This is a genomic window from Amycolatopsis thermoflava N1165, assembly GCF_000473265.1.
Lineage (GTDB): Bacteria > Actinomycetota > Actinomycetes > Mycobacteriales > Pseudonocardiaceae > Amycolatopsis_E > Amycolatopsis_E thermoflava.
In genome coordinates, this window is sequence record NZ_KI421511.1 from 8,239,116 (window position 1) to 8,253,988 (window position 14,873).

The window sequence follows — 14,873 nt, forward strand, 5'->3', positions numbered from 1 at the left end:
GCGGCGGACGTGTGCATTGCGCCGGAAGCGAATTCCCCGAGAAGGAGACGACCATGACCGCGCGCAACGTCCTGCCCGCTGCCGCACTCGCCGGACTCGCCCTGCTCCCCGCGTGCGGGCAGGGCGAGCGCGGCCAGGCCGCCGCCCCGGTCGTGATCCAGCAGGCGGCCGCCGCCCAGCCCGCCGTCGGGCTGGTCGCGTCCGACGTCGACGGGCTCGGCCCGGTCCTCACCGATTCCAACGGCATGACCCTCTACCGCTTCGACCGCGACACCGCGCGGCCGCCCAAGTCCGCGTGCGCGGGCGAATGCGCCACCACCTGGCCGCCGGTGGTGGCGACCGGGGCGGTGGACGTGCGCGGGGTCGACGCGAAGCTCGTCGGCACGGTCGCGCGCGCCGACGGCACCCAGCAGGTCACGGTCAACGGCTGGCCGGTCTACCGCTACGCCAAGGACACCGTGGCCGGCGACGCCAAGGGCCAGGGCGTCGGCGGCACCTGGGCGGCGATCACGCCGACCGGGGCGAAGGCCGCCACCCCGGAGACCGCGATCCGCACCACGAACATCCCCGGCCTGGACACCGTCCTCACCGACGGCGACGGCCGCACGATCTACCTGTTCACCAAGGACGGCAAGAACCCGCCGAAGCCCACGTGCGAGGGCCAGTGCGCCACCACCTGGCCGCCGGTCGTGGCGCGCGGGGAGACCCGCGTCGAGGGCGTCGACCCGAAGCTGGTCGGCACGGTCACCCGGCCGGACGGGACCGAGCAGGTCACCGTCGGCGGCTGGCCGGTCTACACCTACGCCCAGGACACCGCGCCCGGCCAGGCGAACGGCCACACCGTCGGCGGCACCTGGTTCGCCATCGAGACCAACGGCTGCAAGGTCGCCGCGGAGAAGAAGCCACTCGCGGCCGCGCCGAGCAGTTACTGATCCCCCAGCGAGGAGTGAGTGCGGATGCCGGTGCTACGCGCCGCGAAACGGACGGCGGTCGCCGACGAGGCCCTGATCCGGACGCTGTACGAGGAGCACGGGCGGGCGCTGCTCGCCTACGCCAACCGGCTCACCGGCGACCACGCCGCGGCCGAGGACGCCGTGCAGGAGACCCTGGTGCGGGCGTGGCGGCACCCGGACACGCTCGTCAACGGCAAGGGTTCGGTGCGCGGCTGGCTGCTGACGGTGGTGCGCAACATCGTCGCCGACCGGTTCCGCGCGAAGGCCGCCCGGCCCGCGGAGGTCGCGGAGGCGCCCGCGGCGCCGCCGGTCGCGGCCGACCACTCCGACGCCGTGGTGAACTCGATGGTCGTGCTCGACGCGATGGACCGGCTGTCGCCGGAGCACCGGGACGTGCTGACCGAGATCTACTTCCGCGGCCGCAGCGTCGCCGAAGCGGCGGAGACCCTGGGGGTCCCGCCGGGCACGGTGAAGTCGCGGTCGTACTACGCGCTCAGAGCGATGCGCCAGACGTTCGGCGGCCGCGGGGCCGCGGTCGGAGAGGTGGCCGGATGACGATCCACGATCCCGGAGCGCTCGCCGCCTACCTGCTCGAAGCGCTCGAGCACGAGGAGATGCGAGCGATGCAGCGGCACCTGAACTCCTGCCGTCGTTGCCAGGCCGAGGTGGCGTCCCTGCGGATGGCGCGCGCGGCGCTGGAGGTCGTCCCGCCGGAGGCGATGCTGGACGGGCCGCCCGACGGCGGGGACCTGCTGCTGCAGCGCACGCTCGGCCAGGTCCGCCGCGAACGCGACTCGCGGGTGCGGCGCAACCGGCTGGTGGCCGGGGCGGCGGCGGTCGCGGTCGCGATCGCGCTGGGCGCGGGCGGCGTGGTGCTGGGCCGGACGACGGCGCCGCCCACGGTGACCGCGCAGGAGCCGGGCACGCGGACGGTGTCCGGCACGGACGCGGTGACCGGTGCGACGATGTCCGTGGCGGTGCGGCCCGCCGCCGGGTGGGTCCGGCTGACGGCGTCCGTGGGCGGCATCCCGGCAGGTCAGAAGTGCCGCCTGGTGGTCGTCGCCCGCGACGGTTCGCGCGTCGAGGCGGGCAGCTGGCTCGTGTCCCCGGCAGGCGAACGGGACGGCACTGCCCTGGACGGTTTCGCGCTCGTGGCGCCCGCCGAGGTGACCGCGGTGGTGGTGGAAAACCTCGACGGACGGCGGTTCGTGGAGCTGCCGCTCTGAGGTGGCCGCCGTCCCGGGTGGAGAGGGCTCAGGAGACTCGCGTGTAGACCAGTTCGAAGTCCAGTTCCCAGTCCCCGTCCGGCATCCGCTTCTCCCACGCGCCGTCGATCCGGTCGCTGTCCGCGCTGAACACCCCGGTGAACCGCTGCGCGAAGTCCAGCGGCGTGAAGTCCGCGGTCTCCCGCCGCAGCGTCCACCGCGCGCCGTCGAAGGTCATGGCGTACAGGCGGCTCACCCCGCGCGAGTCGAAGTAGTGCTGGGTGTACCCGCCGTCCGCCGGGCCGACCAGCGACAGGCTGTCCGGCACCTCGGGCAGCGGCACCTCGGTGCGCTGCGCCAGATAGGCACCGTCCAGGATCCACTCGAACACCGACCGGGCGGGCGGCGCGCCGGGGAACCCGACCTCGACCGTCCACTCGCCGACGAAGATCTCCAGATCGCTCATCCGGGCCACCCCCAGCCAGTCGCGAACAGCCAGGGTACCGCCGCCCAGGTAACTCTCAGGAAACTGTGGCACGGTTGTCTGCGTGCGAATTCTGGTTGTCGAGGACGAGGCGCCGCTGGCGGACGCGATCGCGCGCGGGCTGCGCCGGGAAGGCATGGCGGTGGACGTCGCCCTCACCGGCGACGAGGGGCACGAGAAGGCGAGCATCACACGCTACGACGTGGTGCTGCTCGACCGCGACCTGCCCGGGATGTCGGGAGACGAGCTGTGCCGCCAGATCGTCTCCTCCGACGAGCTGACCCGCGTCCTCATGCTGACCGCCAGCGGCACGGTCTCCGACCGCGTCGAGGGCCTGTCCCTCGGCGCCGACGACTACCTGGCCAAGCCGTTCGCCTTCCCGGAGCTGGTCGCCCGCGTCCGCGCGCTCGGCCGCCGCGCCACCCCGGCCGCGCCGCCGCTGCTCACGGTCGGCGACGTCGAGCTCGACCCGGCCAAGCGCACCGTCCGCCGCGCCAGCGGCCCGGTCGACCTGACCCGCAAGGAGTTCGGCGTCCTGGAGGTCCTGATGTCCGCCAAGGGCGCGGTCGTCAGCAGCGAGGAGCTGCTGGAGCGGGTGTGGGACGAGAACGCCGACCCGTTCACCACGACCGTGCGGGTCACGGTGATGACCCTGCGCAAGAAGCTGGGCGAACCTGGAATCATCGAGACCGTGGTGGGATCCGGGTACCGGGCACGCGACACCGGCCCCGCGAAGGGGTGAGTTCGCGCTCGACACGCACGCCGGTGCGCAGCCTGCGGGCGCGCATCACGCTGCTCGCGACCGGGCTGGCGGCCGGCGTGAGCCTCGTGCTGCTCTGGCTGGCCTGGACGCTGGTCGGCGACGCCGTGGCGGCGGTGCCGCAGATGCCGCCGGGCACGGTCGTGCGCGTCGACGGCGTGGACGTGGACGCCGCCGCGCTGGCCACGCACCTGCGCGACCACGCGCGGGACAAGATGCTGCTCGCCGGGACCATCGCGTTCTGCTGCGTGGTGCTGGCCACCGCGATCCTGGCCTGGACGTTCACCTCGCGCGTGCTGCGCCCGCTGCGGGACATCACCGGCACCGCGCGGCGGTTGTCGGTCGAGTCGCTGGGCGAGCGCATCGGCGAGGTCGACGCACGCGGCGAGCTGGCCGAGCTGGCGCAGACCTTCGACGCGATGCTCGACCGGCTGCAGTCGGCGTTCGAGGCGCAGCGGCACTTCGTCGCCAACGCCAGCCACGAGCTGCGCACCCCGCTGTCGGTGATCCGCACCGAACTGGACGTCACGCTCGCCGACGACCAGGCCGACACCGCCGAGCTGCGGCGCATGGCCGGCGTGGTGCGGGACGCGACCGAGCGGGCCAACCAGCTCGTCGGGTCGCTGCTGCTGCTCGCCCGCACCGACGGCGCCGGGCTGGTGGTGACCGAGCCGGTCGACCTCGCCGCGCTGGTCGCGAGCGCGTGGCGGGCGGTGTCCGGGGAGGCCGACCAGCGCGGCCTCAAAACGACCTTCCACGTCGAGCCCGCCTGGACCACGGGCGATCCCGCGCTGCTGGAGCGCATCGCGGGCAACCTGCTGGAGAACGCGGTGCGGCACAACGTCGACGCCGGCTGGATCGAGGTCACGACCCAGGCCGGGGAGCAGTGGGCGACGCTGCGGGTGCGATCCTCCGGCGGGCTGGTCGACCCGCAGGCGGTGGACGAGCTGTTCGAGCCGTTCCGCCGCGCGGGCGTGGCACGCACCGCCCGGCACGGCGCCGGCCTCGGGTTGTCGATCGTGCGCGCGGCGGTCGAGGCGCACGACGGGCTGGTCGCCGCGGAACCGGTGGTCGGCGGCGGGCTGTCCGTCACCGTCCGGCTGCCCGCGACCCGCTGAGTTACGGTGCTGGGCATGGTCCCTTCCATCCGGTTGAACAACGAGATCGAGCTGCCCGCACTCGGGTTCGGCGTGTACAAGCTGCCCGACGACGAGGTCGAGTCCGTGATGCACGTGGCGATGGAGGCCGGCTACCGCAGCTTCGACACAGCGACTCTTTACGGCAACGAGCGCGGCGTCGGCGCTGCGGTGCGGTCGTCCGGCCTGCCGCGCGAGGAGCTGTTCGTCACGACCAAGCTGTGGAACACCGAGCACGGCTACGACCGGGCGCTGAAGGCGTTCGACGGCAGCCTGGAGCTGCTCGGGCTCGACTACGTCGACCTGTACCTGATCCACTGGCCGGTGCCGGGGCAGGACCGCTACGTCGAGACGTGGCGCGCGCTGGAGAAGATCCTCGCCGATGGCAGGGCGAGCGCGATCGGCGTGTCCAACTTCCAGATCCCGCACCTGGAGCGGCTGATGGCCGAGACCGAGGTCGTGCCCGCGGTCAACCAGGTCGAGCTGCACCCGGGCCTGCAGCAGGCGGCGCTGCGCGGCTTCCACGAGGAGCACGGCATCGTGACCGAGGCGTGGAGCCCGCTCGCCCGCGGCAGGCAGCTGGACCACGAGGTGATCACCACGATCGCCCGCAAGCACGGCAAGACCCCGGCTCAGGTGGTGCTGCGCTGGCACATCGAGATGGGGCACATGGTCATTCCGAAGTCGGCCACCCCGAGCCGCATCCGGGAGAACATCGACATCTTCGACTTCGAGCTGGACTCGCACGACATCGCCGGGATGGCGACGCTGGAGGCCGGCGACCGCCACGGCCCCCACCCGGACGCGTGAGGTAATTCGCACCACGAACTGTTAGCCTGGTGGAATGCCCGCACAGGATGACGGCCGGATGGGGATCGTGACCGCGCTGGTGCGGTCCACGTTCCTGGTGAACGCGGTGTATTCCGAATCGGCCAGGGAGTACGGCATCACGATGCCGCAGGGGCAGCTGTTGTGCGTGCTGATGGCGCGGCCCTACGGCATGACCGAGCTGGGCGCGGTGCTGCGGCTGGCGAAGTCGAGCCTCACCGGGCTGGTCGACCGCACCGAACGCAACGGCCTGGTGCGCCGCGAGCCGGATCCGCGGGACACCAGGGCGGTCCTGGTCGCGTTGACGCCGGAGGGGAAGCGGCTGGCGGCGGAGTTCTACGCCGAGACCTGCCGCCGGATCGAACAGCTGCCCGCTGGGCTCGACGCCGCCGACCGCGACCGGCTCGCGGACCTGCTCGGCCGGGTCGTGACGGACAACGAGGTGCCCCCGGTCTTCCTGGACCACTGACCACTTGCAGTTCGTACTGCGAACCGTTATTGTTCGTAGTACGAACTGGAGGGATTCACATGACTGCACCTGACGTGGTTTTCGGGTTCGGCGCGCACACCGGCGTCGACGAGGTGCCGGAGCTGCTGCGCATGGCCCGGCGCGCGGACGCCGACGGGCTCGACCTGGTCTCGCTGTCCGACCACCCCTACTTCGGGAGCCGGCTGGACGCCTACGCGACCATCGGGTTCCTGCTCGGCAACACCGAGCGCATCGCGGGCTTCGCCAACGTCACCAACCTGCCGCTGCGGCCCCCGGCGATGCTGGCCAGGACGGTGACGACCCTGTCGGCGCTGTCCGGTGGCCGGGTCGTGCTCGGGATGGGCGCGGGCGGGCTGCCGGACCGGATCGCCGACATGGGCGGGCGGCGGTTCACCCCGGCCGAGGCGGTGGAGGCCTTCGAGGAGGCGATCCTGCTGGTCAAGAGCCTGGCCGGCGGCGGAGAGCCGGTGACCCACGAGGGGCGGCACTACCGGGTGCGCGACATCGAGCCCGCGCCGGTGGCCGCGCCGCCGGTGTGGACCGGGTCGGTGGGGCGGAAATCGCTCGCCGCGACCGGCCGCGTGGCCGACGGCTGGCTGCCGGGCCACGCGGCGGACTGGCTGAGCGAGCGGTACCGCACGTCGCGGCCGGTGATCGACGAGGCGGCGGCCGCGGCAGGCCGCGACCCGCGCGAGGTCCGCACGATCCTGAACTTCCCCGGCCGGATCACCGACGCGCCGCTGGCGAAGACGCGGGACGACGAGGGCCGCTGGATCGGCGGGTCCGTGGACCAGTGGGTCGAGGAGCTGACCTCGGGCGTGCTCGAACACGGGATGTCCGGCTTCATCCTGTTCCCACCGGGCCACGCCGCCCACGACGACGTGTCCCTCGGCCGCTGGGCCCGCGAGATCGTGCCGGCGGTTCGCGAGATCGTCGCCAAGGAGGCCTAGGCTACGGCGACCCCGACTGGCCTTGCGTGCGCCCCAACCGCGGGTGCCCAAGGCCGGCCGCCCACGACGCCAACAGTGCCAGGCCGTCCGCGGTCGCCGTGCCGGCGGGCGCGGTGTAGATGTTCATGAGCAGGCCGGGTTCGGCGGGCATCTCCATCGACTCGACGTCCAGGTCGAGCCGGCCCACTACCGGGTGGTGCAGACGCTTGCGTCCGGACCGGTGGAGCCGAACGTCCTGGGATGCCCACCGCTGCCGGAAGAGCTCATTGCGTGCCGACAATTCACCGACCAGGGCGATCAGCTCCTCGTCGTGCGGATCGCGGCCGGCTTCCATGCGCAGCTTCGCAGCCACGTCGCAGGCGATTCGGTCGTAGTCGACGAAGAACGCTTTCGCCGCGCCGGGATCCAGATACACGAACCGCGCGGTGTTCGCCGGCCGGCGCGGGCCGGCCAGCACCGGTGAATACAGCGCGCGGGCAAGGTGATTCACGGCCAGCACGTCATAACGGCCATTGCAAATCCAAGCCGGCGCATCGGTGATGGCGTCGAGCACCTGCTGAAGGGCCGGACGCACCGTCACGGCGCGTGGACCAACGGGCGCCCTGGGCTGCCGCGCGAGGTGGAACAGGTGATCGCGCTCGGCCTCGTCGAGTTGCAGGGCAGCGGCCAACGCGTCGAGCACCCCGTCGGAGGCGCCCGTGAGGCTGCCGCGCTCCAAGCGCACGTAGTAGTCGACCGACACCCCCGCCAGCAGAGCCACCTCTTCGCGACGCAGGCCTTCGACCCGGCGGTTGCCGCCGTAGGCGGGCAGGCCGGCCCGCTCCGGCGTGATCCGCGCGCGACGCGAACTCAGGAATTCCTTGATCTCGGTGCGCAGATCGATCTTGGCCACCACTTGACCGTAGGCCCTGTCCGCGGGCGAAGGGAGGTTCTGCTGGTACCCCCGTCGCCTCGCGCCGACGCCTAGGTACCCGTTGCGGTCGTGGCGATGCCGCCGTCGACCGGGACGATGGCGCCCGTCAGGTAGGACCCGGCCCGGCTGGCGAGGAACACGGCGACACCTGCCATGTCGTCGTCGCGGCCGAGCCGGCGCAGCGGGGCCTTCGCCGCGATCTTGTCGCCGATCGCATCGAGCGTGGACGCCATCATCTGCGACGGGAACGGTCCTGGGGCCACCGCGTTCACCGTGACGTGCTGGGGGCCCAGTTCCCTGGCGAGCACCCTGGTGAGTTGGTGGAGCGCGGCTTTGCTGCCGGCGTACGAGTAGTTGGGCGACTCGGCGACGTGGATGGCGGCGATACTGCCGATGTTGATGATCCGCGCGGGATCGTCGGCGGTGCCCGCCCGGCGAAGTGCGGGGAGCAGCGCCTGCACCAGCCAGAACGGCGACTTGAGGTTGAGGTCGATCACCGTGTCCCAGGCCTCGGCCGGGAATGTCTCGAGGGGCTCGCGCCACATCGCTCCCGCGTTGTTGACGAGGATGTCCACGCGATCCGAGTCGCCTTTGACGAGATCAGCGAGGCGCTGGCACTCGTCGTACCTGGACAGGTCGGCGGGGAACGCTCGGACGTCGCCGAACTCGGAGAGTAGATGCTGTGCCTCCGCGCACGCGTCCGCCTTGCGTGAGCTGATGACGACGCGGGCGCCCGCCTGCAGCAGGCCCCGCGCGATCATCATCCCGATGCCCCTGGTGCCACCAGTGACAAGTGCGTACTTCCCGCTCAGATCGAAGAGATCCGCGTGGGTGGTGAACTGGTTGTCCGCCATGGGTCATCGTCCCTTTTGTCGTGACTGCATGTAGCTGGCTGGGAGCCGGCTCAACCAAACTGACACGCGTCCTGGACGTCCGGGAGACCCTGGTGATGCATGTACTGGGAGACCCCTCGTCTCCCAAGGGGCGCAGGCCTAGATGAGTGATGCGTAACTCGGTCAGTGGTCGTAGGCGGTCAGGGATCGGGTGGTGGGTTGGCCGGTGGTGCGGTTGTGCCGGATGGCGGCGGTGAGGGCCAGGAGGCGTTGGGCGATGCGGACGCCGACGCCTTCGATGGTGCGTCCGCCGTGCTGTTCTAGGTTTAGTTGGCCTTTGAGGGTGTCGTTGACCGACTCGATGAGCTGGCGGATGGACTTGAGCAGCGGCTCACCGGGATGGGGCTTGCGGTTGCGGTAGGACGGCCGGATCAGCCGGACGCCGCGCTCGGTGAGGTAGTGGTCGAGTTCGCGGGCCCCAGAACCAGCGGGAGTGTGAGCGGCAGAAGCCGTATTTGGCCCAGCCGGCTAACTCCGAACGCTTGACCGTCGGCCGGGAGCGGCCGCATTCGACCGGGGTGGAGTCGACGATCCAGGTGGCGTCGGTCCACAGGTGGGTATCGGCTGCGAGCCAGCGCATCACGTGCTTGATCAGCGGCAATGCGGCACGCAGCCGGCGGTTGTAGCCGGACTGGCCGGGCAAGTACCGGAACGCGCCGGGCATCCGCACGGGCAGGAACCGCAACCAGCGCGCCTCGGAGGTGAACCCCAGCAACGCCTGAGCCACGGCCAGGGTGACCAACTCGGCGTCGGTCAGCTTCGGTGGCCGGCCCAGCCGACGCCAGCCTGCCAGGTGGTCGTCGATCTTGACGTAGAGTGCGGTGAGAAGGGTGTTCAGGTCTGTCGTCACAAACGGATCTTGAACACCCTTCGTCCGTCTCCAGACACCACCCAGACTTCCGCATTACTCGTCTAGGGCCGGATCGCCGCCGCGAGGTGCTTCGCCAGCACCTCCGGCCCCTGGGCGTGCGCGAGGTGCCCCTGGCCGGGCAGGACGACCCGCCGGGCCTGGGGCAGCGCCCGCTCGAACGCCTCGAACGCCGTGCCGTACGGCTCGGCGCCTGCGTTCAGCTCGCCCAGCAGCAACGTGACCGGCACGTCGAGGTCGCGGTAGCGGTCGAAGGCCGGCTCGTGCGCGTTCAGCGCGGCGAGTTCGGCCGCGAGCGGATGGGCCAGCGGGCGCAGCACCGGCCACACCGGGCTCTCCCGCAGCGCCGCCACGTACTCCGCGGAGAACCCGGACACGTCGCGGTTCACGATCTCCACCGCGCGGTCCAGATCGCCCTCGGCCGCCCGCAACGGCTCCAGCGCGTGGACCCCGAACGGGCTCGACACCGGTTCGTAGGCCACGACGGACCGCAGATCGCGCCGCTGCACAGCGGTTTCCAGCGCGATCAGCCCGCCGTAGCTCCAGCCGAACAGTTCCACGTCGCCGCCGAGGGCGTCGAGCACGCGGTGCAGGTCGTCGATCTCGGTGCGCAGCGAGTACCCGTCGCCGAGCGGGCCGCTGGGCGCCCGGCCACGCCGGTTCAGCACGACGACCGGGTTGGGCAGCGAAAGGGCGTCGACCACCGGCCGCCACGACGCGGCGTCGGCCATCACGCCGGGCACCACGACCACCGGCGGCCCGTCACCGTCGCGCCGCTCGGCGGTCAACGTCGTGCCGTCGCGGTCGAACCGCAGGATCTCCATCGGTTGTCCTTTCACAGAACGAGGTCCAGCAGGGGAACGAGGACGCCGGTGCACACCGTCATGGCGAACATGTTGCCCGCGCAGGGATGCACGCCGAGCGGGATGTGCCGGGACGCGAACGCGGCCAGCGGGGGAGCGGCCAGCGCGCCGAGCACCGCGCCGCTCAGCACGGCGGGCCACGTCGGCCCGTAGGTGAGCACCACCGCGGGCGCGACGGACACGACCGGTACGAACGTCGGGTACCAGCCGTGCCGCGCCCACTGCCGCCGGTACACCAGCACGCCGAGCGTGGCGGTGAGCACCTGCGCGGTGAGCAGGGCGGGCAGCAGACCGCTGCCGTAGACCGGGGTCAGCGGGTTGAGCAGGTAGGTCAGCACCGTGCCGGCGAGCAGCCCGAGCGAGGCGATCTCGTTGCCGTGGAAGGGAGCCTCGGTGAAGTCGGCGAGCACGCGCCGCACCACCCAGGCCGGCCCTTGCCGCGGCACGGTGCGCTGCGCGGCGGGCGGCGGGACCGGCCGCGGAAGCCACGGCAGGCGACGGCACAGCGGGAACGCGATCAGCGCGCTGACCCACATCGCGGTCACCGAGCCCAGCACCGCGGGCTGCCCCAGCGGCACGCACACGAGGTTGACCAGCAGCAACGCGGCGGGCGTGGTCAGCGCCGCGCCGAGGACCGCGCCGGTGACGGCGACCCGCCAGCCCGCGCCGTAGGTCAGGACCACCATGGGTGGCACCGACACGAACGCCACGAACGTCGGCTGCCACGCGCCGGTCGCGGGGATCGTCCACCCGCAGGCCAGGTTGGACAGCAGCAGCCCGAGCAGAGCCGCGGCGGTGACCCACGGCCACAACCCGGTGCCCCCGCTGACCGCGAACCCGGCCCAGCGGCGGCCCCGCCGCCACCCCACGTGCGCGATCCAGCCACCGGCCAGCAGACCGAGGCCGCCGAGCGCGGTTTTGTAGAACTGCGCCTCGGTGGTGTCGCCCAGGACCCAGCGCAGGAACTGCGGGATGCGGTGGTAGGCCTGCTCCTGCCACTCGTCGTACGCGGACAGGACGTGCGGCAGCGAACCGGTGACGCGGGCCAGCAGCAGGGCGAGGCCCGCGGTGACCCCGAACAACGCGGCGCCGGTCAGCCATCGGCCGAACGCGCCGGCGGGCTTCGTCGCCCGGCGGGTCGTGGTGAGCACCGGGATCACCGCGGGTAGGCCTGGCCGCCGCGGTATCCCAGCAGGGGATCGTAGAGGTCGGTGCGGCGGTCGCGCGGCAGGTCGTTGAGCTCGTTCCAGATCGCCGCGGACCGGGTGGCCATCAGGTCGAGTCCGCTGTAGACGATCGTGTCGCCCTCGGGCGCGGCGACCTCGCTCGCGGGCCAGCCGTTGGTCCCGGTGATCAGCGAGCACCCGAGGAACTTCGCGTCGCGCTCCTCGCCGACCCGGTTCGCCGCGACGATCGGCACACCGTTGACGTGCGAAGCGGTCATGGTCAGGTAGGCGGCCATGCACCGGCCGGCGTCGTCGAACAGCGGCGGCGGCGTCCACACCCAGTTGTTCACGCTGCAGATGACGTCCGCGCCCTGCACCGCGAGCAGGCGCGCGACCTCCGGGAACCAGATGTCCCAGCAGATCAGCAGGCCGATCCGGCCGATCCGGGTCTCGAACACCGGGAACCCGAGGTCGCCGGGGGTGAAGACGAGCTTCTCCCGGTGCCACAGGTGGGTTTTGCGGTAGTGCCCGATCAGGCCGTCCGGTCCGATGAGGACAGCCGTGTCGAACAGGCGCACCCCGTCGAGTTCGGTGATCCCGCCGACGAGGTGGATGCCGCGGCTGCGGGCCAGCTCGGTCCACGCCTGCACCGTCGGGCCGGTCAGCTCCTCGGCGTGTGCGTAGGCCTCCTCGCGCGTGGCGAAGGAGTAGCCGGTGTTGACCAGTTCGGGCAGCACGACCAGGTTCGCGCCCTGGTCGGCGGCCTCGGTGACCAGTTCGAGGGTCCGCTCGAGGTTCTTGTCCTTGTTCTCCAGCCCGACCTGGGGGTCGCACTGCACGGCAGCGGCGGTGATGGCGCTCGTCGACATTCGGCTGTTCCCTTCAGAGGTGTTCGGCGATCGTCAGGAGGTCGTGCTCGGAGCCGGGTGGGCCGACGAGCTGCAGTCCCACCGGCAGCTCGCCGGCGAGACCGGCGGGGACGGACAGGGCGGGCAGCCCGAGAACGCTCCACGGGCTGGTCAGCGACAGCAGTGCGGCTCGCACGTCGCCGACGTCGGAGGTGCGGGCGTCGATCGGCGGGGCGGGCAGCGGGGTCGTGGGCAGCGCGAGGATCCCGTGTTCGCGCAGCAGGTCCAGCACTTCGCCGCGGACCCGGTCGCGCAGCTCGCGGGCGCGGACGCACTCCCAGCCGCGGACTTCGCCACCGGCCCGGAGGCGGTCGCGGACCTCGTCGCCGAACAGGTCCGGCCGGTCGGCGAGCCGCTCCGCGTGCACGGCGTAGGCCTCGCTGCCCTGGATCGCCGCGTACGCGGCGCGGAGGGATTCCGCCTGCAGGACAACGACTTCGTCGAGGTCAGGCAGGCGCTCGCGGACCGTGTCGGTCACTTCCGGCGCGGTCGGGTGGATCGTGTCCGGTGGCAGCCACGCGGCGCGGGGCGCGGTGCGGCGGTGTTCGGTTCCACTCAGGACGGTCCACAGCAGACGCACGTCCGCGGTCGTGCGGGCCAGCGGGCCGACGGTGTCCAGCGACGGCGCCAACGGCAGGACGCCCTGTGTGCTCAGCGCGCCGTGCGTCGGTTTCAGGCCGACGATCCCGCAGCACGCGGCGGGGATCCGGACGGAGCCGCCGGTGTCGGTGCCGAGGGCGAGCGGGACGACACCTGCCGCGACCGCCGCCGCCGAGCCGCTGCTCGACCCGCCGGTCATCCGGCGCGGGTCGTACGGGTTGCGGGCCGGGCCGTTCGCGGCGCGGTCACCGGTCGGCCCGAACGCGATTTCGTGGGTGGCGGTTTTGCCGAGGACGATCGCGCCCGCCGCGCGGAGCCGTCGCACGCAGTCGGCGTCCGCGGCGGCGACGTGGCCCGCGAACTGGCGGGAACCGGCGGTGGTCGGCAGCCCGCGCACGTCGATCACGTCCTTGACCGCGACCGGGACGCCGTGCAGCGGCCCGCGGTCCACGCCCGCCGCCAGCTCGCGCCCCGCCTGGTCGGCGGCGGCCCGGGCGCCGGCGTCGTCCACGGTGACGAACGCGTTGATCACCGGCTCCCACCTGGCGAGTTCGGCGAGCGCGGTCTCGATCAGGTCGCGTGGCGTGAGCCGTCCGGCGCGCAGGTCCGCGGCCAGGCCGGCCACCGGCCGGTGCGCGAACCACCCCGCGCCGGGCGGCGGGGCAAGCCTGGTCCCGAGGGATGACGACACGGCGTTCCTCTCCTTGCGCAAACGTTTGGGTCCGTGTTGTGCGTGAACCCAAACGTTTGGGAAAATCGTTTGGGTAGTATCAAGGAGCCCGGGAGCCGCCGTCAAGGGGTGGCCGGGTGGAAGGCTGGGAAGTGGGTCGAGCGGAGCGCAAGCGGCCGGCCACGTTGCGGACCGTCGCGCAGAGCGCCGGGGTCGACATCTCCACGGTGTCCCGCGTGCTCAACGGGTCGCCGGAGGACGCCGCGCGCGCGGCCTCACGCGAGACGGCCGACGCGATCCGGGAGTGGGCGGCCCGGCTCGACTACCGGCCCAACCCGCACGCGAAGAGCCTGCGCACCCAGCGCAGCAACCTCGTCGGGGTGCTGGTGCCGCGGCTGTCCGACGTCGTCCTCGCCACGATCTACGAGGGCATCGAGGACGCGGCGGCGGGGCACGGGCTGGCGACGTTCGTGATGAACAGCCACGACCGGCCGGCCGAGCAGCGGGCGCGCACCGAGCTGGCGTTGTCGCGCCGCGTGGACGGCCTCATCCTGGGCGATGCGCACCACGACGGGGAGTTCACCGGTGAGCTGGCCGAGCGACGTGTGCCGTTCGTGCTGGTCAGCCGCCATGCGGGCGAGCACCTGTCGGTCACCTGCGACGACTACCTCGGCGGCAGGCTGGTGGCGGAGCACTTCCTGGAGCTGGGACACCGGCGGACCGGGGTGATCGCCGGGGAGCCGTTCGCGAGCACCGGCATCGACCGGACGGCCGGGTTCGCCGACCGGTACCGCGAGGAGGGGCTCGACGTCGCGACTGTCCACTCGGGATTCGACACCGCGGGCGGCCACCGGGCGGCCGAGCGGCTGCTGACGGAGACCGGCCCGACGGCGATCTTCGCCGTCAACGACTTCGCGGCGATCGGCGCGCTCGGCGCCGTGCGGGACGCCGGCCTGCGCCCCGGGGTCGACGTCGCCGTGGCGGGTTTCAACGACACCCCGCTGGCGGCCGAACTGCCGGTCCCGCTGACCAGCGTCCGCTCCCCGATGCACGAGATGGGACGGCGCGCGCTCGAACTGCTGATCACCGTCCTCAACGGACAGTCGCCGGAGTCGGAGCGCCTGGAGCCGGAGTTGTTCGTCCGGGCGTCCACGACCGGTCAGGCGATCCAGACCGCGTAGGGCGC

16 protein-coding genes and 1 pseudogene are annotated in these 14,873 nt (G+C 72.3%); 9 read left to right on the forward strand and 8 right to left on the reverse strand.

The features are described from left to right. The first annotated feature begins 53 nt into the window (after positions 1 to 53). The 3 genes from AMYTH_RS0140990 to AMYTH_RS0141000 are packed head-to-tail and all read left to right on the forward strand — an operon-like array spanning position 54 to position 2,179. Positions 54 to 932, forward strand: coding sequence for an SCO0930 family lipoprotein (locus tag AMYTH_RS0140990; RefSeq protein WP_027935105.1), 879 nt, complete (start codon positions 54 to 56; stop codon positions 930 to 932). 24 nt (positions 933 to 956) lie between these two features. Beyond that, entirely contained in the window at positions 957 to 1,508 is a 552-nt protein-coding gene (locus tag AMYTH_RS0140995; protein WP_027935106.1) for a sigma-70 family RNA polymerase sigma factor, read from the forward strand. Further along, positions 1,505 to 2,179: an anti-sigma factor gene (locus tag AMYTH_RS0141000; protein WP_027935107.1), complete on the forward strand. Its 675-nt coding sequence runs from the start codon at positions 1,505 to 1,507 to the stop codon at positions 2,177 to 2,179. The genes AMYTH_RS0140995 and AMYTH_RS0141000 overlap by 4 nt, the downstream gene beginning before the upstream one ends. A gap of 28 nt (positions 2,180 to 2,207) precedes the next feature. Here AMYTH_RS0141000 and AMYTH_RS0141005 read toward each other — a convergent pair whose 3' ends face one another. Further along, a complete protein-coding gene (locus tag AMYTH_RS0141005) occupies positions 2,208 to 2,624 on the reverse strand; it encodes a hypothetical protein (protein ID WP_027935108.1) in 417 nt (138 codons plus the stop codon). An 82-nt stretch (positions 2,625 to 2,706) separates the two neighbouring features. Here AMYTH_RS0141005 and AMYTH_RS0141010 point away from each other — a divergent pair, with 82 nt between their 5' ends. Genes AMYTH_RS0141010 through AMYTH_RS0141030 form a run of 5 tightly spaced genes read left to right on the forward strand, consistent with a single transcriptional unit; the run spans position 2,707 to position 6,806 of the window. After that, positions 2,707 to 3,384, forward strand: a complete 678-nt coding sequence (locus AMYTH_RS0141010; RefSeq protein WP_017983685.1) for a response regulator transcription factor — start codon at positions 2,707 to 2,709, stop codon at positions 3,382 to 3,384. Next, a complete protein-coding gene (locus AMYTH_RS0141015) occupies positions 3,381 to 4,520 on the forward strand; it encodes a sensor histidine kinase (protein ID WP_027935109.1) in 1,140 nt (379 codons plus the stop codon). The genes AMYTH_RS0141010 and AMYTH_RS0141015 overlap by 4 nt, the downstream gene beginning before the upstream one ends. Positions 4,521 to 4,535: 15 nt before the next feature. Next, positions 4,536 to 5,348: an aldo/keto reductase gene (locus tag AMYTH_RS0141020; RefSeq protein ID WP_027935110.1), complete on the forward strand. Its 813-nt coding sequence runs from the start codon at positions 4,536 to 4,538 to the stop codon at positions 5,346 to 5,348. A gap of 58 nt (positions 5,349 to 5,406) precedes the next feature. Further along, positions 5,407 to 5,835, forward strand: coding sequence for a MarR family winged helix-turn-helix transcriptional regulator (locus tag AMYTH_RS0141025; RefSeq protein WP_027935111.1), 429 nt, complete (start codon positions 5,407 to 5,409; stop codon positions 5,833 to 5,835). A 59-nt stretch (positions 5,836 to 5,894) separates the two neighbouring features. Continuing rightward, positions 5,895 to 6,806, forward strand: a complete 912-nt coding sequence (locus tag AMYTH_RS0141030; RefSeq protein WP_027935112.1) for an LLM class flavin-dependent oxidoreductase — start codon at positions 5,895 to 5,897, stop codon at positions 6,804 to 6,806. A 1-nt stretch (position 6,807) separates the two neighbouring features. Here AMYTH_RS0141030 and AMYTH_RS0141035 read toward each other — a convergent pair whose 3' ends face one another. The 7 genes and pseudogenes from AMYTH_RS0141035 to AMYTH_RS0141065 form a co-directional block, all read right to left on the reverse strand. Beyond that, positions 6,808 to 7,698: an MmyB family transcriptional regulator gene (locus tag AMYTH_RS0141035; protein ID WP_027935113.1), complete on the reverse strand. Its 891-nt coding sequence runs from the start codon at positions 7,696 to 7,698 to the stop codon at positions 6,808 to 6,810. Positions 7,699 to 7,769: 71 nt separating this feature from the next. Beyond that, positions 7,770 to 8,573 (reverse strand): SDR family oxidoreductase, encoded by an 804-nt coding sequence (locus AMYTH_RS0141040; protein WP_027935114.1) that lies wholly within the window; start codon positions 8,571 to 8,573, stop codon positions 7,770 to 7,772. Between the two features lie 162 nt (positions 8,574 to 8,735). Beyond that, positions 8,736 to 9,462 (reverse strand): annotated as a pseudogene (locus AMYTH_RS46550) (transposase family protein). Between the two features lie 62 nt (positions 9,463 to 9,524). Further along, the gene (locus AMYTH_RS0141050; protein WP_027935115.1) at positions 9,525 to 10,304 is read right to left on the reverse strand and encodes an alpha/beta fold hydrolase; all 780 of its coding nucleotides are present in this window, start codon (positions 10,302 to 10,304) and stop codon (positions 9,525 to 9,527) included. 11 nt (positions 10,305 to 10,315) lie between these two features. Further along, entirely contained in the window at positions 10,316 to 11,494 is a 1,179-nt protein-coding gene (locus tag AMYTH_RS0141055) for a hypothetical protein (RefSeq protein WP_228685173.1), read from the reverse strand. Between the two features lie 5 nt (positions 11,495 to 11,499). After that, on the reverse strand, positions 11,500 to 12,378 hold the full coding sequence (locus AMYTH_RS0141060) for a nitrilase family protein (RefSeq protein WP_027935117.1): 879 nt from the start codon (positions 12,376 to 12,378) through the stop codon (positions 11,500 to 11,502). A gap of 13 nt (positions 12,379 to 12,391) precedes the next feature. Beyond that, positions 12,392 to 13,708: an amidase gene (locus tag AMYTH_RS0141065; RefSeq protein ID WP_027935118.1), complete on the reverse strand. Its 1,317-nt coding sequence runs from the start codon at positions 13,706 to 13,708 to the stop codon at positions 12,392 to 12,394. A 116-nt stretch (positions 13,709 to 13,824) separates the two neighbouring features. On the opposite strand from AMYTH_RS0141065, the gene AMYTH_RS0141070 reads away from it, so the two are divergent. Continuing rightward, complete coding sequence (locus tag AMYTH_RS0141070; protein ID WP_228685175.1) at positions 13,825 to 14,868, forward strand: LacI family DNA-binding transcriptional regulator; 1,044 nt, start codon at positions 13,825 to 13,827, stop codon at positions 14,866 to 14,868. Positions 14,869 to 14,873 lie beyond the last annotated feature (5 nt).